Raw genomic sequence first — 20,723 nt, forward strand, 5'->3', positions numbered from 1 at the left:
AAAAATATGTATTTAAATATTTTAAAATATGATATTTATCATTTAAGAGTTTAAGATCTTCTAATTTGAAATTACTCTAAATAAGGTTTTAAAATAATCTACCAAAAGAAGCATTATTTAAAGATTAAAAGTTTAGATTTTCTCATTTACCAAAAAATACTGAAATTTATTTCACAAAAAAAGCGTTTCCAAAAATTATGAAAACGCTTTAGATTACATTTAAGGTTATAATTTATTTCACCAATGAACCATCCATAATTGCTTGTACTACATCTGGGTTTAGTAAGGTTGAAATATCTCCTAAATTAGAAGTTTCGTTTTCAGCAATTTTACGTAAAATACGTCGCATAATTTTTCCTGAACGTGTTTTAGGTAATCCAGGCACAAATTGAATTTTATCTAATTTAGCTATTGGTCCAATAGTACGTGCAATTAAATCGTTAATTTCATGACGTAAAAAGTCATCATTCTCAGGTGTTTCATAAACTATTACATAAGCATACAAAGCATTTCCTTTAATATCATGCGGATACCCAACAATAGCAGATTCCACCACATTACTATGCTCATTTATTACATTTTCAATTGGAGCTGTACCTAAATTATGACCAGAAACGATAACTACATCATCTACTCTACCTGTAATTCTATAATTTCCTTCTAAATCTCTAAACGATCCATCTCCGGTAAAATATTTACCAGAAAAAGCTGTAAAGTAGGTTTCTTTATAACGATTATGATCTCCATAAATAGTTCTTGCCATAGAAGGCCAAGGGTATTTAACACACAGCCTTCCTTCTGCAGGATTGGTATTTAATTCTTCTCCATTTTCATTAACCAAACAAGGTTGAATACCTGGTAAAGGTCTTGTTGCAAATGTTGGTTTTGTTGGTGTAACCCCAGCTAAAGGAGAAATCATAATTCCACCTGTTTCCGTTTGCCACCAAGTATCTACTATTGGAGATTTTTGTTTCCCAATTTTTTCATCATACCAGTGCCAAGCTTCTTCATTAATAGGTTCTCCAACAGTTCCTAAAACTTTAATTGAACTAATATCATGTTTATCAATTAACTCATTAGGTTGCGCAGCTAATGCTCTAATAGCTGTAGGTGCAGTATAAAATTGATTTACTTGGTGTTTTTCGACAATTTCCCAAAAACGTCCATAATCTGGATAAGATGGAATTCCTTCAAACATTAAAGTAGTTGCTCCGGCAGCTAAAGGTCCATAAACGATGTAAGAATGGCCAGTAATCCAACCAATATCAGCTGTACAGAAATAAACATCACCATGTTTGTATTGAAAAACGTTTTTAAAACTATATGCTGTATGGATCATATAACCCGCACAAGTATGAACCATTCCTTTTGGTTTACCTGTAGAACCTGAAGTATATAAAATAAACAACATATCTTCGGCATCCATTTCTTCTGCTGGACAAATATCTGATACTTTTGCTAACTCTTCATGCCACCAAATATCTCGTCCTGCTTTCATGGTAATATTTGCATTAATTCTATTTAACACAATAGAGGTTTCAATAGATGGTGTTGATTCTAAAGCTTCATCAACAATCCCTTTTAAATCAACTGCTTTACTTCCTCTATACACTCCATCAGTTGTTAAAATTACTTTACACTCCGCATCATTGATTCTTGTTGATAATGCTACTGAAGAGAATCCTGCAAATACCACAGAGTGCACTGCTCCAATTCTAGCACACGCTAATACAGCAATTGCTAACTCAGGGACCATAGGCATATACACACAAACTCTATCCCCTTTTTCTACTCCGTTATTTTTTAAAACGTTAGAAAATTTACTTACTTCTGCATGCAATTCTCTATACGTGAAAGTTCTATTGGCTTCATTAGGATCGTTAGGTTCCCAAATAATAGCCAAATCATCACCTCTTTTATCCAAATGTCTATCTAAGCAGTTTTCTGTAATGTTTAACTTTGCTCCTTTAAACCATTCAAATTTAGGTGTTTCCCAATCATATTCAACAATTTTATCCCATTTTTTACGCCAGGTAAAAGTTTCAGCAATTTGTGCCCAAAATCCTTCTGGATCATTTACACTATGTTGGTAAGATTTATAATATTTGATGAAAGAATCTACCTGTAAATCATCCAGCGTTTGTTTTTCTTCCTCAGTAGCATGTTCATAAATACCAATTTTATGTAATTTTAATTCATGAGTTATTTCTGAAACAATTTCTGGATCATCAATTGTTGAAGGAATTGTATATTCAACACCATCTGCTATATTTCTAAGTAATTTTCGAAGAATTTTTCCTGAACGTGTTTTAGGCAAACGCTTAACAATTAATACTTTTTTTAAGGAAGCTACCGGCCCTATTTGTTTTCTTACTTCTTGTACAATATTATATTCTAACTCGAAACTCGAAACATAATCACCAGATTTTAAAACAACTAAAGCCAAAGGTACTTGCCCTTTCAGTTCATTCTGAATTCCAAAAACAGCGCATTCAGCCACAGAAGGATTTGATGAAACCACCTCTTCCATTTCAGCTGTAGATAATCGATGTCCGGCCACATTTATTACATCATCAACTCTTCCAGTAATATATACATAACCATCCTCGTCTTTATAACCTCCATCACCAGAGAAATAATACCCATCAAATCTTTTTAAATAGCCATCAACAAAACGTTCAGTATTTCCCCAAATGTTTAAAAGTGTTCCAGGAGGTAGTGGTAATTTTACCGCAACAAAACCTTCTTGATTTGGTTCTAATTGTTTGCCTTCAGAGTTTAAAATTTGGATATCATAACCTCCAACTGCTTTTCCAGCAGAACCAGGTTTAACAGGCAAGGCTTCAACCCCCATCATATTGGATAGCATGGGCCATCCAGATTCCGTTTGCCACCAATGGTCTATAACAGGAATATTTAATTGATTTTCTAGCCAATTAAGGGTAGCAGCATCACAACGTTCACCCGCTAAAAATTGATATTTTAAACAACTTAAATCATACATTTTTAACAATTCACCATCAGGATCTTCCTTTTTAATTGCTCTAATTGCTGTTGGAGCTGTAAACATAGCCTTCACCTTATTTTCACTAATAATTCTCCAAAAAGTACTTGCATCAGGTGTTTTTATAGGTTTCCCTTCAAAAACTATGGTTGTATTTCTGTTTAAAAGTGGTCCATAAACAATATAACTATGTCCAACTACCCAACCTACATCCGAAGCAGCCCAAAAAGTATCTCCTTCATCTACTCCATAAATATTTTTCATTGAGTATTTTAATGCCGTAGCATAACCTCCTGTATCTCGTAAAATTCCTTTTGGTTTTCCTGTTGTACCTGAAGTATATAAAATGTATAATGGATCGGTTGCATTCATTGCAACACATTCTACAGGTTTTGATTTTTTTACAAGTTTTTTATAACTAATATAACGTTCTGTTTTTGGGTTTACTGCTCCTAAATTACGTTGATATACAATTACTTTTTCTGGCTTGTGTTGAGCTAATTTAATAGCTTCATCCACCATAGGTTTATACGCAATTAACCGATCAACTTCCATTCCAGAAGTTGCTGTTATAATTGCTTTTGGTTTACAATCGTCTATTCTAATAGCCAATTCATGAGGAGCAAAACCACCAAAAACAACAGAATGTATGGCACCAATACGTGCACAAGCTAACATACTAAATGCTGCATGAGGAATCATTGGCATATATATAATAACGGTATCTCCTTTTTCTACACCTAAATCGCGAAGTCCGCCTGCCAAACGCTCCACTTTGCTTTTAACTTCATTATAAGTGTAGGTTACTTTTTGTTGAGTAACTGGAGATTCATAAATAATGGCTTGTTGTTCTCCAAAACCATCTTCAACATGTTTGTCAACTGCTAAATAGCACATATTCAATTTTCCATCGGCAAACCAGCGATCAAAACCATTTTCATCTTTTGATAAAATAGTCGTTGGGTCTTTATACCATTTTAAGTTGCTTGCCTGTTTTTTCCAGAATTTTTCAGGATTTTCAATACTGCTGTTGTAATGTTTTTGATAACTCATACTATTAATTTTTGATTGTGTACTTAGTTGCTTGTATTAATTGCAATAAGCATTTATTTTTTAGTTAATAATGTTTTTACTTCTTTTACTAGTTTTTTTGTTGAAAAAGGTTTAGACAGGTATTTATCTGCCCCTAATTGTAATCCTAATTCAACATCTGATATTTTATTTTTGGCTGAAAGAAAAATTACTTTTATTTCTTTTAGTTTTTCATTGGATTTTAAATAATTTAGTACCTGATAACCATCTACATTAGGCATCATAATATCTAACAAAATAATATCTGGTATAGTAGTTTCAGCTATTTCAATTGCCTCTTCACCATCACGTGCAATAAAAACTTCAAAATTTTCTTTTTTAAAAATGTACTCTAATGACATTACTATGTTGGGTTCGTCATCTACTATTAATATTTTTCTCATGTTAATTAGAATTTAAGGGTAATGTAAATGTTAATCTTGCTCCGTTAGGCTTGATATTTTCTGCCCAAATTTTACCATTATGACTTTCAATAATTTGTTTACTAATAGCCAACCCCAATCCCGTACCCTCAGGTTTAACCACAGTTTGATTTTTTGATTGGTAAAATTTATTAAATATCAAATCCAACTCATCTTGAGGTATTCCCTTTCCATTATCTTCAACAGAAATTTCAATTTTATTTTCATTTATGTATGTAAAAATTGCTACGGCTCCATTTTCTTCATTTGAGAACTTGATAGCATTGGATAAGAGGTTTAATATAACTTGTTGTATTCGATCTTCATCATATAATAATGTTGTATTTTTTACCCCTTCTTCATTAATTTTTACTCCTTTTTTAAATGCTAATTGTTGAACAGCATCAATTGATTTTTGGATGGTTGTTTCAATTGAATTTTTATTTAAGTTTAATTTTTGTTTTCCAGTTGCCAACTTTTCTAAATCTAAAATATTATTAATCAACCTACTTACACGATCACTTTCACTTACTATACTTGTTAAAAATTTATTTTTAGTAGTAGTATCAATTTCTTCATCGTCTAACAAAATTTCAGAAAGTGCTCTAATTGAAGTTATTGGAGTTTTTAATTCGTGTGCTACTGTATCTAAAAATTCGTCTTTTTGTTTGTCTCTTTCTTTAAGTTCTTTATTAGATGCTTTCGCTTTTTGAGTTTCATCTAAAATATTTAAAACTTCTGGCAAACTAATTTCTTCTTCTTTTACTACTGATGAAATTAAAATTCTTGAAGAAGCACTTCCAATACTTCCTGTCAATAATTTTTCAGAAAAATTTACCAACCTAGCATCTGCATATTGAATATTTTTATTCAAATTATGCTTCATATAAAATAAATTTAATGCTCTTTCGGTTCTTTTATCACCTAAAAAACGGGTTAACACCTTCTTAATATCTTTAACATACGCTTCTCCTTTCCATACATACGCATCTTCATGCATTGAAGCATATTTATTACTATCAACAAACATTTCAGCAAAATTTCGTTCTCTATAACTTCCTTTTATTGCAACTGAAATAGCTGCATAAATTAAAAAGTTAAAAAATAGACTCCAAAAAAAAGCATGAGGTACAGGATCAAAAATTTGCAATCCAAAAAGCTGATACGGTTTTAATATGTTACTACCAAATAAACCTTCATTAATTAATGATGTTGAAATTAATTGAGAGTCTATTGTAAATGGAATTACTAAAGTGTAAATAGTAATTATAACACCTGCAATAATTCCATAAATGGCTCCTTTTGAAGAACCTCTTCGCCAAAATAAACCTCCAAAAAATGAGGGTGCCAACTGTGCTATTAACACAAATGAGATTAAGCCAATAGAAACCAGAGACCTATCTAACGTAAAAAATTTATAAAAAAAGTACGCAACAATAATTAATGAAAAAATAGCTAAACGTCTAATTGTTTTAATAGATTCCGTATTCTCTTCCGATTCACCTTCACTATATTTTCTTAAAAAACCATAAGGAATTATCAAGTTATTACTTAACATAGTTGAAAGTGCCAATGTTGAAACTACTACCATTGATATTGCCGCAGAAAAACCTCCTAAAAAAACTAATAAGGCTAAAAATTCGTGATTATTATTTAAGGGCAGTAATAAACTAAATAAATCTGCATCTACTTGTTGGTTCTCAAAAACTACTTTTCCTCCCCAAGCAATAAATACTACAAAAACATTAAATAATAATAAGTACAAGGGAAACAGCCAAGTTACTTTTTTTAAATATTTTTCGCGTTCATTTTCAACTACTGTAACCTGAAATTGTCTTGGTAATAACATAATGGCTATCATTGATAAAATGCTTAACAAAAACCAATTAAACCCACCTTCAACACCATTTATTGTTTGCTGAATTTCAAAATTTGGCAATTTTGAAACCTTACTATAAATATCTGTTGGACCATTAAATAAATAAAAAGTAACATACAAACCTATTATTAAAAAGAACACCAATTTTATAATAGATTCTAAAGCTACAGCAGTAATAATTCCTTTATGTCGTTCCGTTGCATCGGTATGTTGTGTACCAAAAAATGCTGCAAAAATGGCCAACAAAATGGCTATATAGAAAGTGGTATCATTAATAATAGAGTTTCCTATAATATGGTGCTTAGTTATTACATTAAATGTTTCAGAAATAGCCTTTAATTGTAAAGAAATATAAGGTACGATAGCTAAAACGCACACAAAAGTGATTAACGCTCCTAAAAAGCGATTATTTCCATAACGCAAAGAAACAAAATCAGCTATTGAAGATATTTTATTGATTTTTGAAATCCTAATAACCTTTCTCATTAAAATAATCCAAACAGGAATAATAATAACAGGTCCTAAGTAAATTGTTAAAAAAGTTAATCCCGAAGTTGCAGCCAATCCTACACTTCCATAATAGGTCCAGGCTGTACAATAAACAGCTAAAGAAAGCGTGTAAATATAAGGATTGTTTACCCATTTGCTTTTTGAGTTTTTTTCAGCCCAAAATGCTACATAAAATATGACAGCTAAATAAACAACAATAATTAAAATAACTAAAAGACTACTCATAATACTTTTTTAAAATACTATAGGAAATTATAATACTTATAATCCATACCATAAAAATGTAAAAGTAAATTAGTGGAAACCCTAATATGGTAGCTCCACTATTAAATATTAAAAGTATAGGTATGTTAAATAAACATACTAACAATACCGTTAAAACAATTAATTTTTGTTGGTGTCTTTTTTTCAATTGATTAAAAAATTAGCTTTAAATATAACAAAAACAGCACTATTAAAAATAATAATGCTGTTTTAACTAACTATTTATTAGTGAGAAGTAGCTTCTCCTGCTCCAGATGGAATTCTAATATCCTCAACAATGTCTTGTACATTTTGTGGTGGAGCTACTGTAATTCTTGAAACGACAATAGATACAATGAAGTTTACAATCATTGCCACTGTTCCAAAACCTTCTGGTGAAATTCCAAACCACCAGCTTTCTTTCAACCCAGCAACCGCTTCTTTTCCTCCATCAAAAATTCCAAATTTAAACTTTAGCATATAAAATAACATTAGCGCTAACCCAACAATCATCCCTGTTATTGCTCCTTCTTTATTCATACGTTTATCAAAAATACCTAACAAAATTGCTGGAAAAAATGATGCTGCAGCTAAACCAAATGCCAAAGCTACAACGGCGGCCACAAAACCAGGTGGATTAATACCAAAATAACCTGCTATACAAACTGCTATAAAGGCACTAAAACGAGCTGCTACTAACTCTCCTTTTTCAGAGATGTCTGGCTTGATAATTTTCTTAAATAAATCATGAGAGATTGACGAAGCAATTACCAATAATAAACCCGCGGCTGTTGATAATGCAGCAGCCAATCCTCCTGCTCCAACTAATGCTACTACCCAGTTAGGTAATTTTGCTATTTCTGGATTTGCCAACACCATAATATCTCTATCAATCACCAATTCATTTACTTCATTGTCTGCGACATATTGAACCACTCCATCTCCATTTTTATCATCAAACTTAAGTAAGCCTGTCTTTTCCCAATTTCCAAACCATTCTGGTAATTCTTCATATTTAGTATTACTTACTGTTTCAATTAAATTGGTTCTTGCAAAAACTGCTACTGCAGGTACTGTTGTATAAAGTATCGCAATAAATAATAATGCCCAACCAGCTGAAACTCTTGCATCTTTTACCTTAGGTACCGTAAAAAAACGCACAATTACGTGTGGTAATCCTGCTGTACCTACCATTAAAGCTACTGTAATTGCAAAAACATCTATCATACTTTTGCTTCCAGAAGTATATTCATTAAAGCCTAACTCTCGCTGTAAACCATCTAACTTATCTAGTAAATAAATTCCATCTTCACCTGAACCTCCAAATCCTAATTGTGGAATTGGATTTCCTGTCATTTGAAAAGAAATAAAAATTGCGGGTACCATAAATGCAAATATTAGTACACAATATTGAGCAACTTGGGTATAAGTAATTCCTTTCATTCCACCCAAAACTGCATAAAAAAGTACAATTGCCATACCTATATAAACTCCTGTGTTGATATCTACTTCTAAATAACGAGAAAAAACAATACCTACACCTCTCATTTGTCCTGCTACGTATGTAAACGAAACTATTAAAGCTGCTATAACAGCTACAATACGTGCTGTATTTGAGTAATATCTGTCACCTATAAAATCTGGTACCGTAAATTTTCCAAATTTTCTTAAATAAGGTGCTAATAAAAGTGCTAATAACACATAACCTCCTGTCCATCCCATAAGATAAACTGATCCGTCATATCCTGTAAATGAAACGATTCCTGCTAGCGATATAAATGATGCTGCTGACATCCAGTCTGCAGCTGTAGCCATACCATTCATTATTGGTGGAACTCCTCCGCCTGCTACATAAAATTCTTTTGAAGACCCTGCTCTTGCCCAAATTGCAATTCCAATATAAATTGCAAAAGTGATTCCAACAAGTATCCAAGTCCAAGTTAATATTCCCATGATTTAATTTTTTATACGATTAATTATTCATCAACTCCATATTTTTTATCTAGTTTATTCATCAATTTTACATAGACGAATATTAAGATAACAAACACGTACATTGAACCTTGTTGCGCAAACCAAAAACCAAGTTTAAATCCTCCCAGTTTAATGGTATTTAACTGATCTACTAATAAAATTCCAAACACATAGGAAACTAAAAACCATATACTTAACAAAATTGCTAAATAACCAAGGTTTTCTTTCCAATATGCTTTCATATCTTTTTTTGACATAGTGGTAAGTTTTAAAATTTATATATTGCTGTAGTTAGTAATCTAAAATTATTTACGGCATCAACACCTGTGGTGTTTATATCGCCGTTTCCGTCAATTGATCCGTATTGAGCATTTGTAAATTCTCCTTCAACACCTATTTTTAAATTGCCTGACTTCCATCCAATTCTAGGTGAAATTCTAAATGCACTTTCAACTCCACTGCCTAAAAATCCATTAACGTAATTAATAGCTTCTCCAAATCCATCATTTTTAGTATAACCTCCAAACAATCCCCACTCCATGGTTTCAGAAAAATCACCTTGAAATTCTGTCCATATGGATAATGTGTTATTATTTACATAATCTCCATTTGCCAAACCAAATCCTCCTACTTGTAAAACATCTGTCATATTTTGACCATAAGTAACTTCGGCTTTCCAAGTAGCATCTCCCAATTTTGTTCTAAAATACCCTATAAAAGCAGTACTTGTTAAATTATCTTCCCCCAATTGTGGTCTTGAATTTTTCAAATTAAATCCGACACCTCCTAAAGTTTCAGTTGCTTTTCCAAATTGTAATTGAGCGTGTACTTGAGGAATTCCAGATTGACTAACACTTGCTCCTCTAGTTTTAAAATCTCTTTCAGTAAATAAAACTCCAATAAATTTAACGGTTCCTTTAGTTGTAATTCTTAATTGTGGGTTTCTAGAAAAAGGTTGAAAAGGAACTCCTGTATTGAATGAATATACCCCAGGAAAAACTGCAGTTACAAACATAGGATGCCAATATTGCCCCATTAAAATTTCAAGATTCTCATTTGATAGTTTAACAAATGCATGTCTCAGTCTAAATTCTCCCGTTGATCCGTCTGAGTTTCCAAAAAAAGCTGCTTCTATAACTCCTGAGGTTTTCATCCCAAAGAAATCAGGACCTGTGATAGCTCCTTTTAACCTGGACTGAATCGCCAAAATATTAAAATTTGCTTGATCATTAATATCTTCTCCATTAACCATATTTACCGAAGTAGGTAAAATATTAAAGTGACCTTCTCGGGCATTTACAACCTGACGTGTGTCATACATAAAATCTGCCTTTACAAAGCCACTCCAATTTATTCCGATTTTTTTATCAGCATTTCCAGATTGACTATAGCTGAGTGATGCTAATCCCATAAATGCAATTAACAAAATTGAAAATTTGTTTTTCATAAAATAAAGTTGGTTAGTTAATAAATATTTTGTTAAAATGTTCATTTTTAACCATTACAATATGAAAATAATAATGCTTGAAGCTAAATTTAATATAGATTTTTGTAAATTAGTATAGTTATTCTTTAAATCGCTCCCACCGAATTAACATAAACTTGTCTCCTAGCTCAGTAACAATAACACCTGCACCAATTAAATTTTTATTCTCAGAAAAATACTTGGCTAGTTCTTGAGCGTTTAAAATTTTATACGTAGAATGATATTCAAAACTATAAGGTCGTTTGATATTGTACTTTTTTACCCAGTTTATGATACTCACATGTGAAACCCCTAGTATGCGTTCAATTTCACGATAACTTAACCCTTCTAAATATAACTGCAATGCCTTATTTACATAATAGGAATCTATTTGCTTTCCCATTTTATTTACTGTAAAATAATAGTTGCATTTTTTACACTTATACCGTTGTCTTTTTTTTACAACACCGCTTTTAACATACTCATTTGAGCCACAGTTTGGGCAAAAATCTACTTTCATATATATAAATTTTGCATAAATATACCTTTTTAGCATAAAAATTCAAAATAAAACAAGTAATACAATTAAAGTCTTCTATTTTTTCTAACATTTTAAAAATTTGCATGTAATCACAATTACTTTATCAAAAGGTATTTTGTCTATTTTTGTTAACTTAAAAATCATTTTATGATAACTCTTCAAACCGTAATAGAAACCATTAGCTTTAACTGGGAAATAATAACACTCTTCTTTTTGATAGCTATTTTATACTCCTCTGTTGGTTTTGGAGGTGGTTCAAGTTATTTAGCCGTACTAGCATTATCATCATTAGCATTTACACAATTAAGAGCAATTGCTTTGCTATGTAATATAGTGGTGGTTACAGGGAGTACCTATATTTATATACAAAATAAACTTTTCAATTGGAAAAAAATTATCCCTTTAGTACTTGCAAGTATACCTATGGCTTTTATTGGAGGGTACTTAAAAATTAGTCAAACTTTTTTTTTCATTCTTTTAGGTATTACATTATTAGTTGCTGCAATTTTTATGTGGACATCTAAATACATTACCAAAAAAGGAAATCATCTTCATTTTAAAAAATCAATTAGTAAAGATATATCTTATGGCAGTGGTATTGGTTTTATTTCAGGAATGGTAGGTATAGGAGGTGGTATTTTTTTAGCTCCCTTATTACATCTTACAAAGTGGGATACTCCAAAACGCATTGCAGCAACTTCAAGTTTTTTTATTTTAGTGAATTCTATTGCTGGATTATTTGGTCAATATTTAAATCCCAATTTCTCTATAGAACCAATAATTACTATCATTTTAATGTTTACAGTGTTTGTAGGGGGTCAAATTGGATCTAGATTGAGTGTAAAATTAATATCTCCAACACTCCTTAAAAAAGCCACTGCAATTTTAATTGCATTTGTAGCTTTAAGAATTTTATGGAAACATTTGCTGTAAACTATCACTTTACTAATTAAATAAATCATAAAAAAATCTATATTTTTTCATATTTGATTATTTTCAACACTTTAATTATTTATTTGAGATAATTACAACGTTTTCGTAGTTTTTAAAAATTATATTTAATAATTTATCTATTTTTGTGATAATTCAAAAATTACTTAAACATGATAAAACAAGGACTTTACTTACCAGAATTTGAAAGAGATAACTGTGGCGCAGGATTCATTTGCAATCTTAAAGGTGAAAAGTCTAACGAAATAATTCACGATGCCCTTGAAATTTTAATAAAGCTAGAACATAGAGGAGCTGTAAGTTCTGATGGAAAAACTGGTGACGGAGCAGGTATTTTAATAGACATTCCGCATGATTTTTTTGTAAAAAACACCTCATTTAACCTGCCTAAACCTAGAGAATATGCTGTAGGCATGACTTTTTTACCTCCAAATGAAAATCAACTTAATTATTGTAAACAAATTTTTCAAACTGAAATACAAAAGCAAAACTTATCTATTTTAGGATGGAGAAAAGTTCCTGTAAACAAAGCACATTTAGGATATATGGCCTCAAAAAGTGAGCCATATATTGAGCAAGTTTTTATTGGTAAAAACGATCAAAATTTAACAGAGAAACAATTCAATGCTAAATTATTTGCAGCTAGAAAAATAACTGAACATACTATAGAAAATTCTAAGCTATCCGATAGAAATAAATTCTATTTTCCAAGTCTATCATCAACAACCATTATTTACAAAGGTTTGTTAATACCAGAAGACATTAGAAATTATTATACCGACCTTTCAAACCCAGAATTGGTTACACGCCTAGCTTTAGTTCATCAACGTTTTTCTACCAACACATTTCCTTCATGGGATTTAGCTCAACCGTTTAAATTCATGTGTCATAACGGTGAAATAAACACCCTCCGTGGAAATGTAAACAGAATGAAAGCTCGAGAAGAATTGATGAAAAGTGACATTTTTGGTGAAGATATTAAAAAATTATTTCCGATCATTTTAGAAGGAAAATCAGATTCTGCTTCCATGGATATGGTTGTTGAACTTTTATTAATGACTAATAGAAGTTTGCCTGAGGTAATGATGATGATGGTGCCTGAAGCTTGGGAAAAAGATACTACAATGAGTGATGAAAAGAAAGCTTTTTACGAATACAACTCATGTGTTATGGAACCTTGGGATGGTCCAGCTTCCATTCCTTTTACTGATGGAAACTACATTGGAGCCCTTTTAGATAGAAACGGATTAAGACCATCCAGATACACTGTAACCAAAGATGGAAATGTAATTATGTCTTCAGAAACAGGCGTGTTAGACATCAAACCTGAAAATGTGGTTAAACATGGCCGTTTAGAACCTGGAAAAATGTTTTTAGTTGACATGAATGCAGGTCGGATTATTAATGATGATGAAATTAAACAAAAAATAGTTTCAGAAAAACCTTATAGAGATTGGCTAAATAAAAATTTATTACCTCTGGCTAATGTTCCATATACAGGCAATAAAACTCCTCAAGAGAAAACAAATTTACTAGCTCGTCAAAAAATATTTGGGTACACCATAGAAGAAATTAACAAAATAATTACTCCAATGGCCATTCAAGGAAAAGAAGCTATTGGATCTATGGGAAACGACACTCCTTTAGCTGTTTTATCGGATCAACCACAATTACTTTACAGTTATTTTAAACAATTATTCGCTCAAGTTACCAACCCTCCTTTAGACGGAATTAGAGAAGAAATTGTTACAGATTTTAGTTTGGCTATTGGTGGTGATAAAAATATTTTTAAAGTCACCGATGAACACTGTAAAAAATTAAAAATTGAAAACCCTGTCATTTCAAATGAAGATATAGATAAATTAAAAAATATAGATCATCCTGATTTTAAAGCAATTTCTATACCTGTTTTGTATGATATTACCAAAGGATTAAACGGTATTGAAGCAGCACTTAAAAATATTGTTAAAAAAACATATCAAGCTGTGACAGATGGTTGTAATATAGTTATCTTGTCAGACAGAGGTGTAGATAAAAATAACGCTCCTATTCCTATGCTATTGGCTTGTTCTTATGTTAACAATCAATTAAATAAATTGGGTAAACGCTCTAGTTTTGGTATTGTTATTGAATCTGCTGAACCACGAGAGCCTCATCATTTTGCCACCTTATTTGGTTATGGTGCTAGCGCCATAAACCCTTATATGATTAACGAGATTATTCGTCAACAAATTCAAGAAAATATTATCACCAATTTAAGTGAAGAAAAAGCCATTGAAAACTACAACAAAGCTATAGCAAAAGGAGTTTTAAAAATTATGAATAAAATTGGTATTTCAACTTTACATTCATACAGGGCTTCACAAATTTTTGAAATTTTAGGCCTTAACAGCCAATTTACTAATGAATATTTTCCAAATACACCCTCTCGTATTGAAGGAATCGGGTTGTATGAAATTGAAAAAGAAATTTATTTACATCACAGAAATGCTTTCCCTAAAACAGCAATTTCTGGAAGTCAAAGCTTAAACATCGGAGGTGATTATCGCTGGAGAAGAAATGCAGAACGCCATATGTTCAATCCAACAACTGTTGCTAAATTACAACAAGCCGTTAGAACCAATAACTACAAAAGTTACGAAGCATATTCCACCGCCGTAAATGAACAAAGTAAAGAATTAATGACCCTTCGTGGGATGTTTGAATTTAACAACTACGATCCAATTCCTTTAGAGGAAGTTGAACCTTGGACAGAAATTGTAAAACGTTTTAAAACTGGAGCCATGTCATACGGTTCTATCAGTCAAGAAGCTCATGAAAATTTAGCTATTGCTATGAATAGAATTGGTGGTAAAAGTAATTCAGGTGAAGGTGGCGAAAACAAAAATCGTTTTAGGAAAGATCTAAATGGAGACAGCAAAAATAGTGCAATTAAACAAGTTGCTTCGGGAAGATTTGGAGTATCTACTAACTATTTAACCAATGCTCAAGAAATTCAAATTAAAATGGCTCAAGGAGCTAAACCTGGAGAAGGAGGTCAGTTACCTGGAGAAAAAGTATTACCTTGGATTGCAGAATGTAGAAACTCTACGCCTTATGTTGGTTTAATTTCACCTCCTCCACACCACGACATTTATTCCATTGAGGATTTAGCACAACTTATTTACGATTTAAAAAATGCCAATAGAGATGCTAGAATCAATGTAAAACTCGTTTCAAAAGTTGGAGTTGGCACCATTGCCGCTGGAGTAGCAAAGGCTAAAGCAGATGTAATATTAGTTTCAGGCTACGACGGAGGCACAGGAGCTTCACCTTTAACCTCTTTAAAACATTGTGGACTTCCTTGGGAGTTAGGAATTGCCGAAGCTCAACAGACATTGGTTTTAAACGGACTTAGGAATAGAGTTGTATTAGAATGCGATGGACAATTAAAAACAGGTAGAGATGTTGCTATTGCGGCATTACTTGGTGCTGAAGAATTTGGTTTTGCGACTGCTCCATTAGTAGCTTCGGGTTGTATTATGATGCGTGCTTGTCATTTAAATACTTGCCCTGTTGGGATAGCCACACAAGATCCTGAACTTCGTAAAAATTTCAAAGGAACCCCAGAGCATGTAATTAACTTTATGTACTTTATTGCCAAAGAGTTAAGAGAAATTATGGCACAATTAGGCTTTAGAACCTTAAATGAAATGATTGGTCAATCTCAAAAAATTGACATCAATAAAGCCATAGAGCACTACAAAGCAAAAGGATTAGATTTAAGCTCTATTTTGCACAAGCCAACAACAACAAAACCTCTTTATAATACAGAAACTCAAGATCATGGCTTAAACAATGTATTAGATTTTGATATTATTAGATCTGCACATCCTGCTATATATAGAAAAGAAAAAATGCAATTAGATTTTTCTATTAAAAATACTGACAGAACTGTTGGTGCAATTTTAAGTAATGAATTATCCAAAATTTATGGTGAAAATGGCCTTCCAGAAGACACTTTAAAACTAAACTTTAAAGGTTCTGCAGGACAAAGTTTTGGAGCATTTGCAACCAAAGGGCTCACCTTAACTGTTAATGGAAATACAAATGATTATTTAGGTAAAGGCTTGTCTGGAGCCAAATTAATTATAAAAACTCCTGAAGAAGCTACATTTGCTTCTGAAGAAAACATTATTGTTGGAAATGTATCATTGTATGGAGCTATTAATGGAGAAGCTTATATTAATGGTATTGCCGGTGAACGCTTTTGTGTTAGAAATTCTGGTGCTACTGCTGTAGTTGAAGGCGTTGGAGATCACGGGTGTGAATATATGACAGGTGGAAAAGTGGTGGTTTTAGGTGCTACAGGTAGAAATTTTGCCGCTGGTATGAGCGGAGGAATTGCTTATGTATATGATAAAGACCATAAGTTTAAAAACGAATTATGTAATATGGAAATGGTTGAATTAGAGTCAATCTTAAACGAAGATGAAAAAGAATTACATCAATTCATTAAAAATCACTTTAAATATACTCAAAGTGAATTGGCTTATAGAATTTTAAATGATTGGGATGAACATCTAAAGCATTTTGTAAAAGTAATGCCTACAGATTATAAAAAGGCTCTAATTAGATTAGAAAATGAAAAAAATATTAATGCAGAAACAACAATTTAATTATGGGAAAAGTTACTGGATTTAAAGAATTTGAAAGAAAAAATGAATCGTTAGTTGCTGTTAAAGAAAGAATTCAAAATTATAAGGAATTTACCATACCTTTAAAAACTAATGACATTGAAAAACAAGGATCACGCTGTATGGACTGTGGTATTCCTTTTTGCCATAGTGCTTGTCCTTTAGGAAATTTAATTCCTGATTTTAATGATATGGTTCATAAAGGGGAATGGAAAAAAGCATTGGAAATATTACATGCAACAAATAATTTCCCAGAATTTACAGGGAGACTTTGTCCAGCGCCTTGCGAACAAGCTTGTGTACTAGGAATTATAAAACCTTCAATTACTATTGAAAATTTAGAAAAAAGTATTGTTGAAAAAGGTTTTTCTGAAGGTTGGATCACCGCTAAAAAACCAACTGCAAGTACTGGAAAAAGAATTGCCATAGTTGGATCTGGTCCAGCTGGATTAGCCGCAGCACAACAACTCAACAGAGCAGGTCATAACGTAACTGTATTTGAAAGAGATCAGGCAATAGGTGGCCTACTCCGTTATGGCATTCCTAACTTTAAATTAGAAAAAGAAATTATCGATCGAAGAATTACTATTCTAAAAAAAGAAGGTATCACTTTTAAAACTAATATAAATGTTGGCGTAAACTACTCTGTAAAAGAGCTGAATAATTTTGATGCTATAGTTTTATGTGGTGGTGCAACTCAACGCAGGTCACTCCAAATTAAAGGAAGCGATGCTAAAGGGGTTGTACAAGCAATGGATTTTTTAACCCAACAAACTAAAGTACTTTTTGGTGAAGAAACTAAAGATCAAATTGTTGCAACCGACAAGAATGTTATTGTAATTGGTGGTGGAGATACAGGTTCAGATTGTATAGGAACTTCTAATAGGCAAGGCGCAAAATCTGTTACAAACTTTGAAATTATGCCAAAACCACCTGTTCACAGAAGCGAAACTACACCTTGGCCATATTGGCCGTTAAAACTTAAAACTTCAACTTCTCATGAAGAAGGTTGTGATAGAAATTGGTTAATTTCAACTAAAGAATTTATCACTGATAAAAACGGCAACTTAACTGCTTTAAAAACTGTACAGGTTGAATGGATACACAAACCTGGGGAAAAACCAATATTAAAAGAACTACCCAATACTGAAAAAATTTGGCCTTGCGATTTAGTTTTATTAGCTCTAGGTTTTACTGGTCCAGAAAAAACTTTAAGCGAACAGCTTGGTATTGAAACAGATTTTAGAACAAATTATAAAGCTTCTACAAAAACATATCAAACTAATGTTCCACACATTTTTACCGCCGGAGATATGAGAAGAGGACAATCGCTTATTGTTTGGGCTATTTCTGAAGGGAGGGAAGCTGCAAGAAACGTAGATGAATATTTAATGGGGTATAGCAACTTGCCAACCAAAGGTAAAGGTGATTTACCAGGAGTATAATAAATGTGGAAATAAAAAAGGGTATTTTTATATTTATTCAAAACCCATCTTTGTTACATATAAGGTGGGTTTTATTATATAATTAACTCCTTAATTTTACTTCAAAATCATTAACTATTTCTTTTCGATTAAATTTAACGTAATAATTTAGTTAAACTCGAAAAAGCTTCTTATTTAAAATCATTATAAATTGCTACTTAAGTCACATCAAAAAAGCTTCTTAGCTGACAATAATCATCCTTTTTAACAACCATCAATTATAAATTAGTGGTTCCATTAATACTTAATGTGATTCAAAAATTAAAAACAAAAATGATGAAAAAAATGGTATTTATTTTTACAGTTATTACTAGTTTAATTTCTTGTAAAACAGAAACAAAAAAAACTGAAAACACTCCAGAAGCTAGCCAAGAAAAAGTACTAGAAACCCCATCCATAGCCTTAGGTGAATTTGATATAAAAGCTGGTGATTTTGTTGGTAAAGAGGTTAAAATTCAAGGAATAGTTGACCATGTTTGCAAACATAGTGGGAAAAAATTATTGGTTGTCACTGATGAAGGTGATGTACATGTAACTTCAGATGTAAGATTTGAAGATACACTTAAAGGAAATGAAATTTCTTTAGTTGGAGTGGTTTTAGAAAATAAAATTGATGAAGCATATTGTTTAAAAATGGAAGAAGACAATATTAAAAGTCATTCTGAAGGAGCTTCTAATGAAGAACAATTTGAAAATAAAAAGAAACATATTCAACAATATAGAGATAAAATGAAAACTGAAGGTATCGATTATATTTCAGAGTTTTCGTTACAATACGTATCACACACTATAGTTGATTAATTTTAATTTCATATATGAAAAAGTTACGAAAATGGAGTAGAATTCTTCATAGAGATATTGGGTACTTTTTTATAGGAACTACGATACTTTATGGAATTTCGGGAATAGCTTTAAATCATCTTAGTGACTGGAATCCAAATTATTCAGTAGAAATAAAAAACTTCACTACAACTTTAAATCTAGAAAATTCTCCATCAGTAAAAACAACTATTTTAGCGCTTTTAGATAATATTGACAACCGTGATAACTACAAAAAGCATTATTATCCTGATAAAAATAAACTTAAGATATTTATAAAAGGAGGCTCTTCAATTATAGTTAATGTTAATAGCGGAAAAGGGTATGCAGAATATTTAAAGAGAAGACCTTTATTTTATGAAGCAAATTTTTTACACTACAATCCAAATAGAATTTGGACTTGGTTTTCAGACATTTTTGCTGCAGCCTTAATTTTATTTGCCATAACCTCATTATTTATGGTAAAAGGTAAAAAAGGAATAACAGGAAGAGGTGGTATTTACACTGCTTTGGGCATATTACTACCTATTTTATTTTTGATTTTTTACCTCTAAAAACAAAAGGCTGAAAATAAATTTTCAGCCTTTTGTTTATTTTATTTATTTAACAATGTAAAATCTGCTAACACCAAAGCAGCCATAGCTTCAACTATTGGAACAGCTCTTGGAACCACACAAGGATCGTGGCGTCCTTTACCATGCATTTCAACCATATTTCCATCTTTATCAATGGTTTGTTGAGCTTGCATAATAGTTGCTACGGGTTTAAATGCTACTCTAAAATAAATATCCATTCCATTACTAATTCCTCCTTGAATTCCTCCTGAAAGATTAGATTTGGTAGAACCATCTGCATTAAACATGTCATTATGCTCACTACCTCGCATTTTTGCTCCGCAAAATCCACTTCCATATTCAAATCCTTTCACTGCATTTATTGAAAGCATTGCTTTTCCTAACTGCGCATGTAACTTATCAAAAATTGGCTCTCCTAAACCTACAGGAACATTTTGAATAACACAGGTAACTGTACCTCCAATGGTATCACCTTGTTTTCTAATTTTATCTATTTTTAAAATCATTTGTTCAGCAATAGCATCATCTGGACAACGAACAATATTATCTTCAATTTTGCTAAAATCTAAGTCTTGATAGGGTTTTTCTAAAAATAAATCTCCAACAGAAGATGTATACGCATGTATTTTAATTGAAGGAATTACTTGTTTTGCTACTGCTCCACCAACAACCCAATTGGCAGTTTCTCTTGCTGAAGTTCTTCCACCTCCTCTATAATCTCTATGTCCATATTTTTTGGTATACGTATAATCGGCATGAGAAGGTCTAAACGAATCTTTTATATGAAAATAATCGTTAGATCTTTGATGAACATTTTTAATTATAAAACCAATAGAAGCGCCCGTAGTTTTTCCTTCAAAAATACCTGATAAAAACTGGACTTCGTCTGGTTCTTTTCGTTGTGTTACAATTTTAGATTGACCTGGTTTTCTTCTATTTAACTCATTTTGAACAGCTTCAATATCGATTTCAATTCCAGAAGGACAACCACCAATGACCCCTCCAATTGCTTCTCCGTGAGATTCTCCAAAAGTAGTTATTGTAAATATATTTCCGAATGAATTAGACATAGTAATAATTTAAGAGACAAATGTAAAAAAAGTATTTAA

At 31.7% G+C, this 20,723-nt stretch carries 13 protein-coding genes and 1 pseudogene; 5 read left to right on the forward strand and 9 right to left on the reverse strand.

Translation table 11 applies throughout. The features are described 5' to 3' along the window. Nucleotides 1-232: 232 nt before the first annotated feature. The 8 genes and pseudogenes from acs to ACFQZW_RS12080 form a co-directional block, all read right to left on the reverse strand. Entirely contained in the window at nt 233-2,218 is a 1,986-nt protein-coding gene (acs, locus tag ACFQZW_RS12045) for an acetate--CoA ligase (protein WP_363317305.1), read from the reverse strand. After that, a pseudogene (locus tag ACFQZW_RS12050) lies at nt 2,204-4,075 on the reverse strand (propionyl-CoA synthetase); the annotation flags it as partial. The pseudogene ACFQZW_RS12050 and the gene acs, both read right to left, overlap by 15 nt. A 35-nt stretch (nt 4,076-4,110) precedes the next feature. Then, nucleotides 4,111-4,479, reverse strand: coding sequence for a response regulator transcription factor (locus tag ACFQZW_RS12055; protein WP_298265891.1), 369 nt, complete (start codon nt 4,477-4,479; stop codon nt 4,111-4,113). A gap of 1 nt (nt 4,480) precedes the next feature. Beyond that, on the reverse strand, nt 4,481-7,111 hold the full coding sequence (locus ACFQZW_RS12060) for an ATP-binding protein (RefSeq protein WP_372801491.1): 2,631 nt from the start codon (nt 7,109-7,111) through the stop codon (nt 4,481-4,483). A 264-nt stretch (nt 7,112-7,375) separates the two neighbouring features. Next, complete coding sequence (locus tag ACFQZW_RS12065; RefSeq protein ID WP_386783283.1) at nt 7,376-9,082, reverse strand: sodium:solute symporter family protein; 1,707 nt, start codon at nt 9,080-9,082, stop codon at nt 7,376-7,378. A 23-nt stretch (nt 9,083-9,105) separates the two neighbouring features. Next, on the reverse strand, nt 9,106-9,360 hold the full coding sequence (locus ACFQZW_RS12070; protein WP_298265898.1) for a DUF4212 domain-containing protein: 255 nt from the start codon (nt 9,358-9,360) through the stop codon (nt 9,106-9,108). A gap of 11 nt (nt 9,361-9,371) precedes the next feature. Further along, nucleotides 9,372-10,550: a hypothetical protein gene (locus tag ACFQZW_RS12075; RefSeq protein WP_372801488.1), complete on the reverse strand. Its 1,179-nt coding sequence runs from the start codon at nt 10,548-10,550 to the stop codon at nt 9,372-9,374. Between the two features lie 118 nt (nt 10,551-10,668). Continuing rightward, nucleotides 10,669-11,088, reverse strand: coding sequence for an IS1/IS1595 family N-terminal zinc-binding domain-containing protein (locus ACFQZW_RS12080; RefSeq protein ID WP_298265902.1), 420 nt, complete (start codon nt 11,086-11,088; stop codon nt 10,669-10,671). 168 nt (nt 11,089-11,256) lie between these two features. Between ACFQZW_RS12080 and ACFQZW_RS12085 the strand changes: the two genes are divergently transcribed. The 5 genes from ACFQZW_RS12085 (at nt 11,257) to ACFQZW_RS12105 (ending at nt 19,593) form a co-directional block, all read left to right on the forward strand. Next, entirely contained in the window at nt 11,257-12,042 is a 786-nt protein-coding gene (locus ACFQZW_RS12085) for a sulfite exporter TauE/SafE family protein (RefSeq protein WP_298265904.1), read from the forward strand. Between the two features lie 170 nt (nt 12,043-12,212). After that, entirely contained in the window at nt 12,213-16,718 is a 4,506-nt protein-coding gene (gene gltB, locus ACFQZW_RS12090) for a glutamate synthase large subunit (protein ID WP_386783287.1), read from the forward strand. A gap of 2 nt (nt 16,719-16,720) precedes the next feature. After that, on the forward strand, nt 16,721-18,181 hold the full coding sequence (locus ACFQZW_RS12095) for a glutamate synthase subunit beta (RefSeq protein WP_298288514.1): 1,461 nt from the start codon (nt 16,721-16,723) through the stop codon (nt 18,179-18,181). A gap of 315 nt (nt 18,182-18,496) precedes the next feature. Beyond that, entirely contained in the window at nt 18,497-19,021 is a 525-nt protein-coding gene (locus tag ACFQZW_RS12100) for a hypothetical protein (protein ID WP_386783290.1), read from the forward strand. Nucleotides 19,022-19,035: 14 nt separating this feature from the next. Continuing rightward, on the forward strand, nt 19,036-19,593 hold the full coding sequence (locus ACFQZW_RS12105) for a PepSY-associated TM helix domain-containing protein (protein WP_386783292.1): 558 nt from the start codon (nt 19,036-19,038) through the stop codon (nt 19,591-19,593). Between the two features lie 41 nt (nt 19,594-19,634). Here ACFQZW_RS12105 and aroC read toward each other — a convergent pair whose 3' ends face one another. Beyond that, nucleotides 19,635-20,684, reverse strand: coding sequence for a chorismate synthase (gene aroC / locus ACFQZW_RS12110; RefSeq protein WP_386783294.1), 1,050 nt, complete (start codon nt 20,682-20,684; stop codon nt 19,635-19,637). Between the last annotated feature and the right edge of the window lie 39 nt (nt 20,685-20,723).

It is taken from the genome of Lutibacter aestuarii, assembly GCF_042676885.1.
GTDB classification, from domain to species: Bacteria; Bacteroidota; Bacteroidia; order Flavobacteriales; family Flavobacteriaceae; genus Lutibacter; species Lutibacter aestuarii.